Source organism: Micromonospora sp. NPDC047644 (assembly GCF_040704315.1).
Classification (GTDB): domain Bacteria; phylum Actinomycetota; class Actinomycetes; order Mycobacteriales; family Micromonosporaceae; genus Micromonospora.
In genome coordinates this window covers 194,576-210,058 of sequence record NZ_JBEYSY010000009.1, presented here as the reverse complement: position 1 = coordinate 210,058, position 15,483 = coordinate 194,576, and the positions used below count along the sequence as shown (strand labels likewise).

Genomic DNA, 15,483 nt, shown 5'->3' with positions numbered 1-15,483 from the left:
CCCGAGCGTCGGTCGGGGGCAAGGAATAGAGTAGGGGACATGAGTGGCCTGCTCAGTGGTGCCCGAACCGCGGTCAATCCCCTCCGCCAGCTCACGATCGAGCAGCTTCGGCAGCGGACGAGCCTCAAGTGGCGGGAGCACCCCGACGACGTGCTGCCGCTCTGGGTGGCCGAGATGGACGTGCCCCTGGCCGAGCCGGTCGCACGGGCGATCACCGACGCCGTCGCCCGCGGCGACACCGGCTACCCCGCCGGAACGGCGTACCCGCAGGCAGTGGCCGAGTTCGCCGCGCGACGGTGGGGTTGGGACGGGCTGGCCGTGGAGCGCACCGCGCTGGTGCCCGACGTCATGCACGGCGTCGTCGAGGCGCTGCGACTGGTCACCGAGCCCGGGGACGCGGTGATCGTCAACTGCCCGGTCTACCCGCCGTTCTACGAGTCCGTGGCGCACGCCGGCCGCCGGATCGTGGAGGCACCGCTCGGCGAGGACCTGCGGATCGACCTCGGAGCCCTGGAGGACGCGTTCCAGCGGGCTCGCGCCGGCGGCCGGCCGGCCGCGTACCTGCTCTGCAGCCCGCACAACCCGACCGGAGTCGTGCACAGCGCGGCCGAGTTGACCGCCGTCGCCGGACTGGCCCAAAACCACGGGGTGCGGGTCGTCGCCGACGAGATCCACGCTCCGGTGGTGGCCGGGGGAGCGCGGTTCGTGCCGTACCTCTCGGTGCGGGGCGCGGAGAACGGCCTGTCGCTGGTGTCCGCCTCCAAGGGGTGGAACCTCTCCGGCCTGCGCGGCGGGCTCCTGGTCGCCGGCCCGGCCGCAGCCGCTGACCTCGCTCGCGTCCCGTTCGGGGTCAGCGTCAGCACCAGCCACCTCGGCGTGATCGCCCACACCGCTGCCTTCCGCGACGGTGTCGAGTGGCTCGACGCCCTGTTGACCGGCCTGGACGACAATCGCCGGCTCCTGGCCGCGCAGCTCGCCGAGCATGTGCCGGCCGTCCGCTACCAGCCCGGTCAGGCCACCTATCTGGCCTGGCTGGACTGCCGCGCCCTGGGCCTCGGCGACGACCCGGCCGCCGTGTTCCTCGACCGTGGCCGGGTGGCGCTGAATTCCGGACTGGCGTTCGGCACCGGCGGTGTGGGGCATGTCCGACTGAACCTGGCCACCGCACCGGAACTCATCATCGAGGCGGTACGCCGGATGACCAGCGCCGTCGGCTGAGACCGGCACCGATGTCGGTCGGTGGCTCTACGGTGTGCCCGTGAACGCCGTCCAGACGTACCGCTATCTTCAGCCGTCCTCGCTGCGCGCCGCCGGTCTCGACCTCCAGACCAGCGGCGGCCCGGCGGCCAACCCGCGCTTCTTCTCCGGGTTTCTCACCACCCCGGCGGCCGCGGCGGCCGGGCTGCTGGCCGTGGCCGAGGTGGCCCGCACCCGGTACCACCAGCCGGTCAGCCCGGCGAGCCTCGATCCGGTGGTGACCGGCAGCCGGGAACGGCTGCGTTTCGAGTCCTTCTCCGGCTGTTGCGGGGTGTACGCCCGGATGGACGTGGTCCCGGCCGGCTTCGACGGGGAGATCGCCGGGCACGGCACCACAAACGTCGACGTCAACCCGCCGCTGCGCGAAGCCCTGGCCCGGGTGGGTGGGATCGAGCCGCTGCACCTGGCCGTCGGCCCGGACGACCTCACCGTCTCCACCATGGACGGTGCGGTCGTGGAACGGAAGGTGCCGCTGCCGGGACGCTGGATGCGCGGCTTCGCCGAGGTGCACGTGCTCACCGCCGGGTTCGAGCCGCGCGCCGAGATCCCCGCCGCGGAGGCCACGGCGTTCCTGCGCCGGCTGCCCGGGGCCAGCGACCGCTCGGTGCTCTGGGCGGTGCCGGCCGGGCGTACCCTCCGGCTGACCTCCCGCCCGACGCCGGGGGCGGTCTGTCTGGCCGGCGCGGGGCGGCTCGCGGCGCTGCGCGGGCTGCTTCGGCACGCCCGCACCCTGCGGGTGTACGGGCCAGCGGTGCGCGCCGGCTCACCGCCCGTGCCGAGCACCTGGGAGCTGGACACCGGCTCGCTGCGGCTGTCACTGACCCTCTCGCCCGAGCCGTACCGGGGCTTCTCCGGCGAAGGGGCGGCGTTGCTGGCGCTCGCCGGTGACGAGGTGATCGACGACGCGGAGCTGGTCGGTGCCCTGCTCTCCTGGGATCCGACCATCGACGTCGCCGCACTCGCCGACGCCGCCGGCCTGTCCGACGACCGGGTCCGCGCAGCCCTGGCCCAGCTCGGCACCGCCGGGCGGGTCGGCTACGACGTCGCCGACGCCGGCTACTTCCACCGGGTGATGCCGCACGACGCCGGCCGGGCCGAGCGGGACAACCCCCGGTTGGTCGGCGCGCGCACGCTTGTCGAGCAGGGCGCGGTCCGCCGCGACGGCGACCATGCCACGGTACGCAGCGGCGACGACGAGTACCGCGTCCGCCGGCTCCCGGACGGCAACCTCACCTGCACCTGCCGATGGTGGGGGAAATACCGGGGCCAGCGCGGCCCGTGCCGGCATGCCCTCGCGGTGTCCATCGTCACCCAGGCGACGGCGTGATGGATCTCTTCGAGGCACTCGAACGCGGTGAGGTGACGACCGTCGGGTCGGCACTGCACGCCCTCGACGAGCCGGCACGACGAGCGCTCGCGGACGACCTGGTCGTCCACGTCCGGCAGCAGGACGACATCTGCTACGGCCACAGAGCGACCGCGCTTGCGGTGGCCGCCGTGGGCACACTGAGCACCGCGACGAAGGTCGCCGCCCTGCTCGGCCGGAGGTCGATCCTGTTGACCGACACCGATCCCGAGCCGGTGGTCGCCGCGGCGCGGCAGCGGGGCGTGCCCTGGCTCGCCGATGTGGCGTACCGGCTGGCCGAGCGGCTGTCCCGCCGCCGCCCCTGGGATGGTTGGCACTTCATCGCCGCGCTCCTGCTCGCGGAGAAGGTGCCGCCGCCGACCGGGGACGCGTTCGTCGCCGGCTGGGCGCAATCACTGTGGTGGCAGCGGTCGTCCGACCGGCCCCGCCGCGCGCCGCTGCTCGACGAGCTACGCGCCGACCCGTTCCTGGGCGTGCTGTTGCCGCGCCTGTTCGAGGTCGACGGGATCGGCATCGACCTGGGGTTCAGCGGCACCGGGCAGCCGGTGCCCACGGCGTTGGCCGCACTGGCGACGGAGGGACGGCTCGACCGGGCCGTACTCGTGGACGGGGTGCTGGGCCGGCTGCTGCGCGGCGACCGGCCGGGCGCGCTGCGTCCGTTCCTGGCCCTGCACGAAGAGCTACGTCCCGGCCCGGACGAGGTGGCCGCGCGGGCCAGTGGGTACCTGCGGCTGCTCGCCGACGCGCCCGGGCCGGTGGCCGGCGTCGCGCAGCGGGCGCTGCGCGACGCGGGCGGACAGGTGGAGTTCGAGGCGTTGCTGGACACCTCCCGGGTCGTGCTGGGTCGGCCGGAGAAGGCGCTGGTGCGGGCACAGCTGTCCTGGTTGGACCGACTGGCCCGGGACCGCCCCGAGCACCGGGTCGGCATCGCCGAGGTCCTCGCGTCGGGCACCGCACACCCGGCCGCCGACCTGCGGGACCGTGCGGCGGCGTTGGCGCAGCGCCACGGTCACCGGCCGGTGGCCACGGTCACTGTGGCGGTGGCGGGCGACGAGCTGCCCCCGCCGGTGTCGCCCGCGCCCGCGGCGCCGCCGATCACCGAGATGGACGAGCTGGTCGAGGAGATCTTCGGGCTCCTCACTCCGCGCCGGCCCGCGGCGACCCTGGAGCGGGTCCTCGACGGGCTGGTCCGGTTGGCCACCACCGACCGGGCTCGGCTGGCCACCGGCCTGCTGCCGGTGCTGCGCCGGGGCGAGGTCGGTGCCTGGGACCACATGTGGTCGCAGTTCAACGTGCCGGTCCAACTGAACGGCGTCCTGCTGGCCGCCGCCGCGCAGCCCGAGGCGGCCAGCCGCCGCGACCAGTGGTCGAGCATCCTCAGCCAGCTACTGACCCGGACGTTGCGGCCGTTCCGGGGTCGGTCGGCCCTCAAGCCGCCGCACCAGTCCGCGCTCACACTTGTGTACTGCGGCCGGCTCGCGGAGATCGGTCAGCGCCTCGACGGCCGGGACGACCCCGGGCTGCTGGCCGCACCGACCTGCGCCACCGGGGCCCTCGACCCGACCGCCCTCTACGAGAGGCTGGCTGCGCTCGGCGACCGTCCGGTGTGGCGCTGGGACCTGACCCAGGCCCTGCTGCGCCTGCCCGTCGTCGTGGACGAGGCGCTTGCCGATCGCGCCGCCGCGCTGGGCAGCATGGCCGGTGACGAACTGGCTCAATGGCTGCGCGGCGACGCCCTACCGGCGACGGTCCAGCAGGTGGTCACCGTCGGCCGGCGCGAGCGCAAGCACACGTACGACTTCGCCTACGAGGAGCTACCTGCTCGGCGCACCCTCGTCACCGGTACCCCTCCCGACGGTGTGGCGGACCCGCTCGGGTTGCTCACCGTGCCGGCGCACCCGATCGGGCGAGTGCTGGGTGACTCGAGCAACCTGTGGCCCGCGCTGCTGCCGGGGCACCGGGGCCTGGTCGCCGCCCACCTGTTGTCCGAGTTCGCAAGCGCGGCGCAGGAGAACGCCCAGGACGCCGCCACGATTCTGCCGGTGCTCGCCGAGTGTGCCGGCCCCGGCGGCCCGGCGCTCGACCTCGCGCTGGCGTACGGGCTGTGCGCCCGGCACGAGGTGGACCGGGTGGCCGCCCTCGACGCCCTGTTGATGCTGGCGGCCGCGGGTGACCTCGATCCGCCGGGCGTCGGTGGCCAGCTGGGCGCGCTGGCGGCCGACGGGCAGGTGACGCCGACCCGGGTCGTCACCCCCCTGCGCGACGCGATCGCCGCCGGTGCCCGGCTGACCGTCTGGCGGTTGCTCGCCGCCGCGCTGCCACCGATGCTGGCCGCGCCGAACCCGCCTCGCGGCACGCCTGACCTGCTGGCTCTGGGCGCCGAGACGGCCCGGGCCACCGGCGTGCGCATCGAGGTGCCGGGGTTGGCCGACGTGGTGGCCCGCGGTGGCACGAGTCGGTTGGTGACCGAAGCGCGTCGACTCGCCACCGCACTGACCACCTGACCCGCCGGGAGTGTTCCGTCCGGACCGTTTCAACCGACCGGGTCCGTGGGTACGCTCCCACCGGCTGATCACCCGATCGACGGAGATGTCCCGTGCTCATGGCTCTGCTACTCGACCTCGCCAATATCGTCGGTGGCTTCCTGCTTGCCGTGGCGGTGCTGCGGCTGCTGCCGCGGGTCGGCGACGACCTGGGCCGCCTCGCCGGTCGGGCCGCCCCGATCGCGTGGGTGGTCGGCCTCGTGGCGCTGGTGACCGGCGGCTACTACCTCATCGTCCACCTGACCTCCGGTCCTCGGGTGTTCCACTTCGAGGTGGTGGGGATCGGTGTGGGGCTCGCCCTGCTGTGGGGCCGGTTGACCGGGCGGTCGACGCCCCGCGACGAGCCGTCGGACGGTGCCACCGGCGTCCGGCTGTTGCTCGCGATCTTCGGCCTCATCGCGATCGTCGTCGGCGTTCAGGGGCTGTTCACCTCGGACGGCTGACCGCGGGTCACCGGGTCACGTGGTGGACGGGCGTGGCGTCCAGGTGCCCGCGGCGCTGGCGATCAGGAGTATCACCGCAGGTAGGAACGCCACACCGATGCCGAGCCCGAGGAGAAGGCCCCATCCGGTGAGCACGAGCGCGGCCACCAGGTCGGCGATGATGGCCAGCCGACCGGCCTGCTGCGCGAGGACGGGCAGCAACGCCGCGACAACGGGAACGCCGAGCAGATAGCCGGCCGCCGCGCCCGAGTCGTCCACGGTGTAGGGAATCAGCACGGCGGCCACCAACACCGTGATCGCCAGGGCCGACCATCTGAGCACCGACCGGGTATTGGCCGGCTTACGGACCAGGACCACGAGACCGACGAGCAGGACACCCACGAGCGCGCCGACGGCCGCCAGACCAGTCATAAATGCCCTCCTCGATCGCAGCGGGTGGCGTTTAATCGAAGACGGCGGATCGTCACCGCCCGCCTCCCACGATACGGCTGCTCGGCCAGCCGCACGAGATCCCGCGTCGAGCAAGGCGGTGCTGACATGCCAATCCTGCGAATCCGCCTCGGCACCGACCGGGGCACCGCACGCCGGGTGCTGCACCTGCATCAGCAGGGCAGGGCCCATCACGAGTCGCGGGAGGCGGCCCGGGAGCAGGTCTGGCGTCAGGGCCGCACCCCGTGCGGCGATCCGGTCTTCGTCGGCGTCACCAACGGCCGCCGCGATGTGCAACTTCTCTACGACGTCGAGGTCTACGCCGAGGTGACCGGCTGAGCGGAGGTCACCCGGCGTCCAGCACCTCCCGCAGCCGCTCGGCGAACTCCTCCGGCTTGCCCGCGTAGCCGAACTCGCCGCCGAGGAACCCGCCGTGGTGGCTCGGGAACACCACGGCCTCCTGGCCGAGCAGCGCCGCGAGGCCGAGAGCGGTGCGAGCGGTGTACGTTCCGGCCGACTCCTCGCCGACAGCGACCACGATCCGGGTGGGCGCGGAGGTGAGCACAGTCGCGTCGGGACGGTAGTCGGTGACCGCCCACGAGTTCTGCGACAGCAGCGGATCGTCGCGGCTGCCGTCGTCGTCGGCGGGAATGCCGAACATCGCCGGGTCGGGAGCGGGCTGGGCGAAGTAGGCATCGGTGAACTCGCCCTGCCAGGACGTCATGGCGATGAACGCGGCCATCCCCGCACCCGAGCCCTTCGCCTGGTACGCCTCGTAGAAGTCGGCTCGGGCGCGCTCGGCGGCCGTGACGTCGGGGAGCACGGCGTTGATCGGCGGTTCGTGCGCGACCAGGGTGGCGACGTCCTCGGGGTGGGTGGCGACCAGTTCGAGTGCGCTCACCGCGCCGCCGCTGCTGGCGAACACGTCGACCGGACCGACACCGAGCGCCTCAACGAGCGCGTGCAGGTCGGCGGCCTGCTGCTGCGGCGTGTGCTCGGAGCGACCGTCCGTGCGGACGCTGCGGCCCAGACCACGCGGGTCGTAGGTGAGGACCGTTCGGTCCGTGAAGTGCGGGGCGAGCTGTACGAAGCCCTCCGCCGCCATCGGCTGGCCGATCATGAGCAGCGCACGATGGGCGCCGGTGGGAGGTAGCGGGCCGCGGACGTCATAGACCAGGTCGACGCCGGGAATGGCCAGGGTGTGCGTCTGGATGTCCTGCATTCGATGAGACTACGGACGGCTGACCCGTGTCGGAGTGCCTTGCGGGCGGCGAGCCGTCGGGTTTGTCAGGGACGGCGGCGGCTGACGGAGCGCGTCGTCGATGATGCCGGGCATCCGTCGGGCCACTCCAGCGAGGAGATCGGCTACCTGCACGCGCGGATCGTCGCGGGAGTCGACCATCACCAGCCCCGCCAGGGGTGACACCCCGCTGGGCAGCGCCCCGCCTCGATCAGCGCCGCCCGCCGGGGCGTCGCCGTCGGCCAACACCCACTGGAGGCGGGTCAGCCGGTCGGCGGTCAGGGCGCTCTGCTCGTCGTGGGTCACCAGCACCTGCCGCCGGCCCCCGCTCCAGGACAGGACGGTCTCGGCAAGCGCCGGCAGCAGCGGCTCCAGCGGGGGAGGGACCGTGCGGTCGTCGGCGTCGAGCCGGGCCACCACGGCCCGCACGTGATTCGGGCCGAGCCCGTCGAGGACGGCGTCGGCCACCGTGCCGAGGCCGTGCCGCCGCAGCGCGTCCCGGGCCTGGAAGAACCGCCGCACGGTCTGGTCGACCGGAAGTCGCCGCTTCATCCGGACCAGATCGACGAACGCCGACAGGAAGCTGCCCCAGTCGCCCCCGGTCGCGCGTCCGGCCTCGTACAGGGCGAGAGCCGCCGGATGGTGCTCGCGGGCGAGGCGGGTGCCCGCCGCGTACGACGGCTCGCTCAGCAGGAAGTCCACGATCCGGGTGACGAGGAAGAACTCCTTGTCGATGAGGTGGACGTGCGCGCGGCCGGCCAGCGCCGCCAGGAACCAATCCAGTGCCTCCTGCGCACCCGAATCGCGCAGAAACCGGCCGGACTTGAGTTCGTGCGGCGCGAACCGGAACCCGGACCGCAGGGCGGTGATGAGCGCGACCGCCTCGTCGACGGCCAGGTCGACGCTCGCGTGCGTGATCACCGGGGCGGTCGAGTGCAGCAGGTTCGTGCCCGAGAACCCCGACTCGTCGCAGGCGATCTCCACGACGGCCCCGACCACCACCGTGCCACTCGGCGGCAGCCCACCCTGAAGAGGTGACCTCACTGCCGGGCTCCCGCCATGCCGCCCATGGTCACCCGTCGGTACAAATGGAACAACCCCTTTCCGCGCATGCGCCGCTCGGGCGACGAATGCCGCTCCCAGCCGGGACGGGTGCAGCGGCGGCGTGGCTTGACGAGAGAACATGGCGCTGTGGGGTAGGTCACGCCCTGGCGGACACCGGCTCCGCTCGGAGCCACTTATGGTCATGGTCCGATTCGAATTTCGAAACCAGCAAGGACCACGGGGGCCCTTGTAGACGGATCGTGCTGGTCAGCCTGGGTCGTGGATGAGCGACCCGGATCGACGCTGTCGTGCCACTGGTCGTGCTGGGTCTAGACCCATCTCGGTAGCCCGGGTCACTTCGATGCACTCCGCTCAGCCCCCGCGTCCTCTTGAGAAGGGGATCGTATTGCCGTCGTCATACCCTCGGCGCACAGCGCGAGGCGCTGGCCTGCTCATTGCCGTCGTGGCCGCAGGGCTGCTCAACGCCGCACCCTCCCAGGCCATCAGTTCCGGGACCACCGTCACTGACGGGACCTTCGATTTCGCAGCCAAGATTGAGATAGGCGCCGGACTGCGGAGTTGCAGCGGGGCCTTGGTCAACTCGTATTGGGTGCTCACCGCGAAGAGTTGTTTCAGTTTCGACAATCAGCCGGTCACCGCCGGCCCACCGTCCAAGCCGGCCACGGTCACCGTTGGGCGGCCTGACCTGACGAAGGCGACCGGTGCGGTTCGCTCAGCGGTTCAGGTGGTCCCGCACCCCGATCGGGACGCTGTTCTGGTTCGGCTCTCCGACGGCGTGGCGGTAGCTCCGGTTCCGCTGGCCGGGGGCGCACCGACCGTCGGTGAGCAGCTGAAGGTCGCTGGATTCGGGCGCACCGCCACTGAATGGGTGCCGGACCAACTCCACGTGGGCACCTTCGCGGTGCAGTCCGTAGAGAGTGCCGCCGTGGGGATCCTCGGGCTCGATCAGGCAACCATCTGCCGCGGCGACCTGGGTGGCCCGACTGTTCGACTGGTCAACGGCCAGCCGCAGCTCGTGGCCCTGCACCGCACGTCGTGGCAGGGGGGCTGCCTGGCTGAGACCGAGACCCGCCGCGATGCGGTGGAGACGCGAGTGGGCGATCTGGGGAGCTGGATCAGTGCCAACGCTCCGGTGGGAGCCGACGACGGCGGCACCGACTTCAACGGTGATGGCCGGGATGATGCGGCGATGCTCTACCGGTACAACGACAGCGCGATCGAGTTGTTCACCTCGTTGACTGACGCTGCCGGCGGGTTCGGGACATTCAACGGTAGTTACAAGATCCCGGCGAACTCGTGGTGGTGGGACTCGTTCAAGACGATCACCGGCGATTTCAACGGTGACGGTCGCTCGGACCTTGCCGCGATGTACTACCACAGCAACAACTCGATCTCGTTGAGCACGGCGCTGGCGGACGCCAATGGTCGGTTCGGTGGGTTCGTCACGAGCCTGACCATTCCGGCCAGTGAGGGCCGGGACTGGAACTCGATTCGCCTGTTCAGTGGTGACTTCAACGGTGATGGTCGTGCTGACGCCGCGATGCTCTACCGCAACACCGACACCTCGATCGACCTGCTCACCTCGTTGGGCAACGCTGCTGGCGGGTTCGGGGCATTCACCGCCAGTTACAAGATCCCGGCGAACTCGTGGTGGTGGGACTCGTTCAAGACGATCACCGGCGATTTCAACGGTGACGGTCGCTCGGACCTTGCCGCGATGTACTACCACAGCAACAACTCGATCTCGTTGAGCACGGCGCTGGCGGACGCCAATGGTCGGTTCGGTGGGTTCGTCACGAGCCTGACCATTCCGGCCAGTGAGGGCCGGGACTGGAACTCGATTCGCCTGTTCAGTGGTGACTTCAACGGTGATGGTCGTGCTGACGCCGCGATGCTCTACCGCAACACCGACACCTCGATCGACCTGCTCACCTCGTTGGGCAACGCTGCTGGCGGGTTCGGGGCATTCACCGCCAGTTACAAGATCCCGGTGAAGTCATGGGGTTGGGACTCGTTCAAGACGATCACCGGCGACTACAACGGTGACGGACGCTCGGACCTCGCCGCCATGTACTACCAGAGCGACGGCTCCATCACCATGCACACCGCGTTGGCGAACACGAGCGGCGGATTCGGTCCCTTCAACGGGAGCCTGACGGTGCCGGCGACCGCACGGTGGAAGTGGGACGCGATCCGTCTCTTCTGACCTGTCCTGTTCCTGGCGTGACTATTCGATAGGAAGACATATGAAGGTACTGCCATGGCTTGGGGCCGCTGCCCTGGCCGTTGGGGTCGCCATTCTTGTTCCCGCCGCCGGCTCGGGAGCTGCTGACTCTCCTCCGTCGCTTGAGGAAGATTTCAACTATCCCGGCGCCGCCGCGATTCTCGCGGAGCACGGCGTCAAGCTCCACAAGGGTGACGGGCACGTACTCTGGACGGGCAGCCGCCCGATGGAGAGCGGCAGTCCATGCCTGTCGACCGAGGTGCAGGTAGAGCAGATCCTTGGTCCCGAGGCCAACTACCACTGCTTCAGAACACTTGGTGCGACAGGCTATTTGACCCTGGAGATCTCCGGCACCTTCGGCATCCGGGGCGGCGCACGGACGGTCGAGGCGACGGCGCAGTTGCCCGAGGGCCCGGCGGAGTTCACCATCCCCGCGGGGAAGCCGGTGCCGATCCGTCCCGGCTCGGACGCGGATCAGCCCGAGGCGACTCTGGTCGAGATCCGAATCGCCTAAGCACTCGACAAGTCTCATCTAGTCACCAATGTAGGGGCGGCGTTACTGCGGGGCTTCTGTGGCGGCTTGCGCTTACGCGCAGCGAACCGCCACCCACCAACGCAGTCGTCGCCCCTTGGCGACAGTCCGATGGCTCAAGCAGCGTCCACCGCTGCTTGAGCCGATGATCGGGCCGTCAGGTGCACTCGCAATGCTGTCGTTCGAACTCACGGGGAGGATGGCCATGCAAAGTTGGCCGAGAATGATCGCCGGCGTCGGAGCCGGTGGGGTCAGATCTGCACGGGCACGTCGAGGTGGGCTCCTGATCGTGCTTACCCTTGTCGGCACCTTGCTGACACCGGTGACGCCGGCTGTCGCCGACACAGCCGATGAGGCGCTAGATCGGGAGGCGGCAGTTTATGCCTTGGTCTCCGGCGGCCCATCAGTGCAGCGTGCGGCAGAGGCCGCACTTCTTGGCTCCGCCGAAGTGGTGAAAGCTTTCATCGATACGGGTTGGGCCATCGCGCGTGAGGCCGACGAGCGTGCCGCAGCGCAGGTTCTGGCGAGTATGGATGGCCCCACCATGCGCGCCGCGGCCTTGCAGGCATTGGAAACCTCTCCTGCGGCCGTGAGGACCTTCGTCAGCGGTGGCTACGAGTCGGCGTGGGATGCCGACGAGCGGGTACGCGCCTATCGGCTGGTGGCGGCCGGTGGGCCGACGGTGCAAGCGGCGGGCAACAAGGCCCTGTCCGGCACCACCGAGGAACTTAGCCAGTTCTTGAGCACGGGGCGTCATGCTGCCGCCTATGCCGATGCGCGGCTGACGGCAACCCGGATGCTTGACGGCGGTCCAGATAACACGGGTCCGGTGTTGGACGAGGCTGCACAAAAGGCGCTTGCCGGCACTGCCGAGGAGCTGAATGATTTCCTGGCTTCCGGACAGTTCGTGGCCCGGGCTCGGGACAAGGAGCTCGCGTCGGTTGAAAGCCTGACGGAGCAGGCCAAGCAGGCAGGGCTGGCGACCGCTCAGGAATCTCTGTCCGCGTCTCAGGCCTCGACCCGCGCCGCGAACGCAGCGGATGAGGCGAAAAAGTCTGCGCAGAGAGCCGCCTCCGAGGCGAAGGCAGCAGGAGGTTCCGCCGCCAAGGCGGATGCCGCCGCAGGACGCGCGGCTGATGCCGCCCGGGGCGCGGCTGATGCTGCCCAAGACGCGATCGGTGCATCGAATGCGGCGATGCGAGCCGCGCGGATCGCGTCGGATGCTGCTGGCAAGGCGACGACCGCAGCGTCGCTGACGGCTCGGGCGGCGACCCGAGCCCAGCAGGCTGCGGCCGACGCGCGGCGGGACCGGAACCAGGCCACCGCAGCGCGGCAAGCCGCCGAGGCCGCGCGAGATGCGGCACGTGCTGCTCGAGAGTTGGAGCAGAAGCGCGCTCAGTACCTTCAGGCGCTCACCGAGGCGGAGGCGGCCGGGGCAGCGGCGAAACGGGCCGGCGGCAACGCCGACGAGGCGGCGGCCGCTTCCGACCAGGCAGCCGCGCAGGCTGGGGTGTCGAACAGCCAGGCCCGCCGGGCGCGTGACGCCGCGGCGAAGGCGCGTGCTGCGGCAGCAGCTGCCACCCGAGCCGCCGATCGTGCGCTGACGTTGGCCAAGGCTGCTGCCAAGGCCGCAGACCAAGCGCTTACCTTCGCCCTGCAGGCTGCGGAGCACGCAGAGCAAGCGGCTGTTGCAGCCAACGCTGCGGCAGACGCGGCGGGCGACGCCGCGAACGCTGCCGACGAGGCGAGGAAACATGCCGAGGCGGCAGTACGGGCCGCCAATACGGCGGTGGCGGCGGCGAACCTTGCAGTCGAGGTTGAACAGGTGGCGCGTCAGGACGATGCGGCTCGACTGGCGGAGGACACCGCACAGGGCGTCCTCAAATCACAGGAGGCCGCAGCTGAGCAGACGGCGCGGAACGCCGCCGATGGTGACCGTGCTGCGTGGAACCGCAAGTTGACCTGGGACACCGCTGAAGCGGACCGGGTCGATGGAGATACTCGTCAGCTACTGAACGAGGCGTCTGCCTCGGGTGCGCCGACCGATGTCGTACTGGACCGAGGTCGACGTGCTGCGCTGGCGTTGAGAGTCAGCGGCGGCCAGTGGACGAAGAGGGCGGCTGAGGAGGCCCTCTCCGGTGGTGAGGTGGAGTTGCGGTCCTGGCTCGCGGTCGGTCGCACGGCGGCGGTCGGCCAAGACGACCGGGCCCGAACCTGGCACCTTATCGACACGCTGGCGGACGGGGCGGAGAAGGCGGCGGCGCAAGCGGCGCTGGCTGGTGACGACGCAGGGGTGCAACAGTTCCTCCGCACCCGCTCGTACACCGGCAAGTTTGCGGCCGATCGGCGGACGGCCTACGCGCTCTTGGAGGATGCCGGCCCCACCTTGACCGAGGCCGCGAACAGGGCCCTGACCGGTACGGCGGCGGAGCTGCACCAGTTCCTGCGCTCTGGGCAGTACCCCGCGCGTACCGCGGACGAACGGCTTGAGGTCTACCGGGCGATGGAGTCGGGTGGACCGGAGGTCAACGCCGCCGGCGAGGTGGCGCTGGCTGGTCCGGCGTCATACATCTCCTACTTCTTGAGTGTCTCGCGCTATCAGGCCCACCAACGGGACGTCGAGCAAGCTACCCACGTCGCCACCGTGCGGGCTCTGATCAAGCAGGCTCAGCAGTTCGCCCAAACGGCTCTCTCGGATGCCGCGAAGGCAGGCGAGTCCGCGATGCTTGCTGCAGGCAAGGCTGCGGAGGCAGCCGTGTACGCGGACCAGGCCCGTAAATCTGCTGGGGACGCCGCTGCGTCGGCGGCCGAGGCGATGACCTCGGCCGAGAATGCGCGACAGTCGGCCCAGCAGGCAGCACAGTCGGCGGAGACGGCCCGTCAGGCCGCAAGTGCGGCTCAGAACAGCGCCGTCGCCGCCGCCAAGTCCGCGGCTACCGCCACCGCTGCGGCACGCCGTGCCAATCTCGACGCCGAGGTGGCCTACCAGGCCAAACTGCAGGCGCGTGCCGATGCGGCCGCAGCAGGAGCGGATGCTGCGGCAGCGAACGCGGCTGCCACCGAGGCGGGTCAGATTTACCTGGACGGTCTAAAGGAACATGAGTTAATCCAACGTAGTAACACTCCCGGTAGCGGAACGGGCGGCACCGGCACGGCCAGCGACGAACACAAGACCTGGGGTTGCCTGATTGAGGGGTCCGTCTCGCAGCAGTGCTTCACCGTCTACAAGGAATTCGGGCTGGCGCTGATCACTCCTGAACTTTGTGGCTCGACGGCGGCGACGAACACGTCCGGCTGCTTGATGCTTCAGGACCTGAAGAATTTTGTTGATCAGAATCCAGAACTGCTTATGGACATGTTGCAGTTTGTCCTCGGTGGTTGCGGACTGATCCCCGGTGCCGGGGAGGTCTGTGACGGAATCGACGCAGCGATCTCGTTCAAGCGAGGAGACTGGGTCGGTGGGTTGCTGTCTGTGGGCTCGATGGCGCCGGGCCTCGGCGTCGTGAGCCGAGGCGTGAAGACCGGTAAGGACGCCGACAAGCTCCGGACCATCATGAACATCGTCCAGGACCTAGCCAAGGGCTGTAAGCGGACCAGTAGCTTCGTCCCAGGCACGAAGGTGTTGCTGGGCGGCAGCCGTAACCGCAACATTGAGGACCTGCGGGTGGGTGACCTGGTCCTCGCAACCGACCCAGTCACCAACCGGACAATGCGCAAGCCGGTAACGGCGACTGTCACCAGTGTTGGCGCGAAGGTGCTGGTCGACGTCACTGTGGATGTCGACGGTGACGATGGCCAGCGGACGGCTACCCTCACGGCGACCCACAACCACCCCTTTTGGGTGCCAAAGACCGGCTCCTGGGTGCAGGCAGAGGGTCTGAAAGTCGGCCAGTCGTTGCGTACGCCGACGGGACACGTCGTCGAGATCAAGAAGATTTGGACGCGCCCTGCTGAGTCACGAGTACACAACCTCACCGTTGCCGGCATTCCCACCTACTACGTGGTGGCCGGCAAGACCCCGGTGCTGGTGCACAACTGTGGACCAGGCCGGCAACTCATTGATGGTGAGGCCCAGTACCACATCATCAGTGGCAACCGCACCGGTGGAGGACACAAGTGGCCAGGTCAGAATGGCAAGTCTGTGTTCCCGTCTGACTGGGACACAGAGCGCATTTTGGACAGCGTCGCCGAGGTCGCAACCAACCCTTCGAGTTCCTGGAAGTGGCCGGATGGTGTTGCACCGGGCACTGATCTGACCCGGCGTGGCAATCCACACCGGGTGCAGATCGAGGGCTACGTCGATGGCGTGAAGATTCGGGTGATTTACGAGCCCTTCACTGATCGCATCATCACCGGCTTCCCGCCGCTGAGCCAATAGGATGTT

11 protein-coding genes are annotated in these 15,483 nt (G+C 70.0%); 8 read left to right on the top strand and 3 right to left on the bottom strand.

Annotation, left to right across the window (positions count from 1 at the left end; genetic code table 11):
• Nucleotides 1–39 precede the first annotated feature (39 nt).
• From AB0877_RS16930 to AB0877_RS16915, 4 genes are all read left to right on the top strand, one after another.
• Entirely contained in the window at nt 40–1,218 is a 1,179-nt protein-coding gene (locus tag AB0877_RS16930) for a MalY/PatB family protein (protein ID WP_366609674.1), read from the top strand.
• Between the two features lie 40 nt (nt 1,219–1,258).
• A complete protein-coding gene (locus AB0877_RS16925) occupies nt 1,259–2,584 on the top strand; it encodes an SWIM zinc finger family protein (RefSeq protein WP_366609673.1) in 1,326 nt (441 codons plus the stop codon).
• On the top strand, nt 2,584–5,127 hold the full coding sequence (locus tag AB0877_RS16920) for a DUF6493 family protein (protein WP_366609671.1): 2,544 nt from the start codon (nt 2,584–2,586) through the stop codon (nt 5,125–5,127). The genes AB0877_RS16925 and AB0877_RS16920 overlap by 1 nt, the downstream gene beginning before the upstream one ends.
• A gap of 98 nt (nt 5,128–5,225) precedes the next feature.
• Nucleotides 5,226–5,609, top strand: a complete 384-nt coding sequence (locus AB0877_RS16915; protein ID WP_366609861.1) for a hypothetical protein — start codon at nt 5,226–5,228, stop codon at nt 5,607–5,609.
• Between the two features lie 15 nt (nt 5,610–5,624).
• Here the strand turns inward: AB0877_RS16915 and AB0877_RS16910 are convergent, their stop codons facing one another.
• On the bottom strand, nt 5,625–6,020 hold the full coding sequence (locus tag AB0877_RS16910; RefSeq protein ID WP_366609669.1) for a hypothetical protein: 396 nt from the start codon (nt 6,018–6,020) through the stop codon (nt 5,625–5,627).
• A gap of 126 nt (nt 6,021–6,146) precedes the next feature.
• Between AB0877_RS16910 and AB0877_RS16905 the strand changes: the two genes are divergently transcribed.
• The gene (locus AB0877_RS16905) at nt 6,147–6,377 is read left to right on the top strand and encodes a hypothetical protein (RefSeq protein WP_366609667.1); all 231 of its coding nucleotides are present in this window, start codon (nt 6,147–6,149) and stop codon (nt 6,375–6,377) included.
• A gap of 7 nt (nt 6,378–6,384) precedes the next feature.
• Here AB0877_RS16905 and AB0877_RS16900 read toward each other — a convergent pair whose 3' ends face one another.
• Together AB0877_RS16900 and AB0877_RS16895 are read right to left on the bottom strand one after the other, a co-directional pair.
• Nucleotides 6,385–7,260, bottom strand: coding sequence for an alpha/beta hydrolase (locus tag AB0877_RS16900; RefSeq protein WP_366609665.1), 876 nt, complete (start codon nt 7,258–7,260; stop codon nt 6,385–6,387).
• A 9-nt stretch (nt 7,261–7,269) separates the two neighbouring features.
• The gene (locus AB0877_RS16895) at nt 7,270–8,322 is read right to left on the bottom strand and encodes a hypothetical protein (RefSeq protein WP_366609663.1); all 1,053 of its coding nucleotides are present in this window, start codon (nt 8,320–8,322) and stop codon (nt 7,270–7,272) included.
• 283 nt (nt 8,323–8,605) lie between these two features.
• On the opposite strand from AB0877_RS16895, the gene AB0877_RS16890 reads away from it, so the two are divergent.
• The 3 genes from AB0877_RS16890 (at nt 8,606) to AB0877_RS16880 (ending at nt 15,477) form a co-directional block, all read left to right on the top strand.
• Complete coding sequence (locus AB0877_RS16890) at nt 8,606–10,549, top strand: FG-GAP-like repeat-containing protein (RefSeq protein WP_366609662.1); 1,944 nt, start codon at nt 8,606–8,608, stop codon at nt 10,547–10,549.
• A 40-nt stretch (nt 10,550–10,589) separates the two neighbouring features.
• Complete coding sequence (locus AB0877_RS16885) at nt 10,590–11,081, top strand: hypothetical protein (RefSeq protein WP_366609660.1); 492 nt, start codon at nt 10,590–10,592, stop codon at nt 11,079–11,081.
• Nucleotides 11,082–11,271: 190 nt separating this feature from the next.
• Complete coding sequence (locus tag AB0877_RS16880) at nt 11,272–15,477, top strand: polymorphic toxin-type HINT domain-containing protein (RefSeq protein ID WP_366609658.1); 4,206 nt, start codon at nt 11,272–11,274, stop codon at nt 15,475–15,477.
• Nucleotides 15,478–15,483 lie beyond the last annotated feature (6 nt).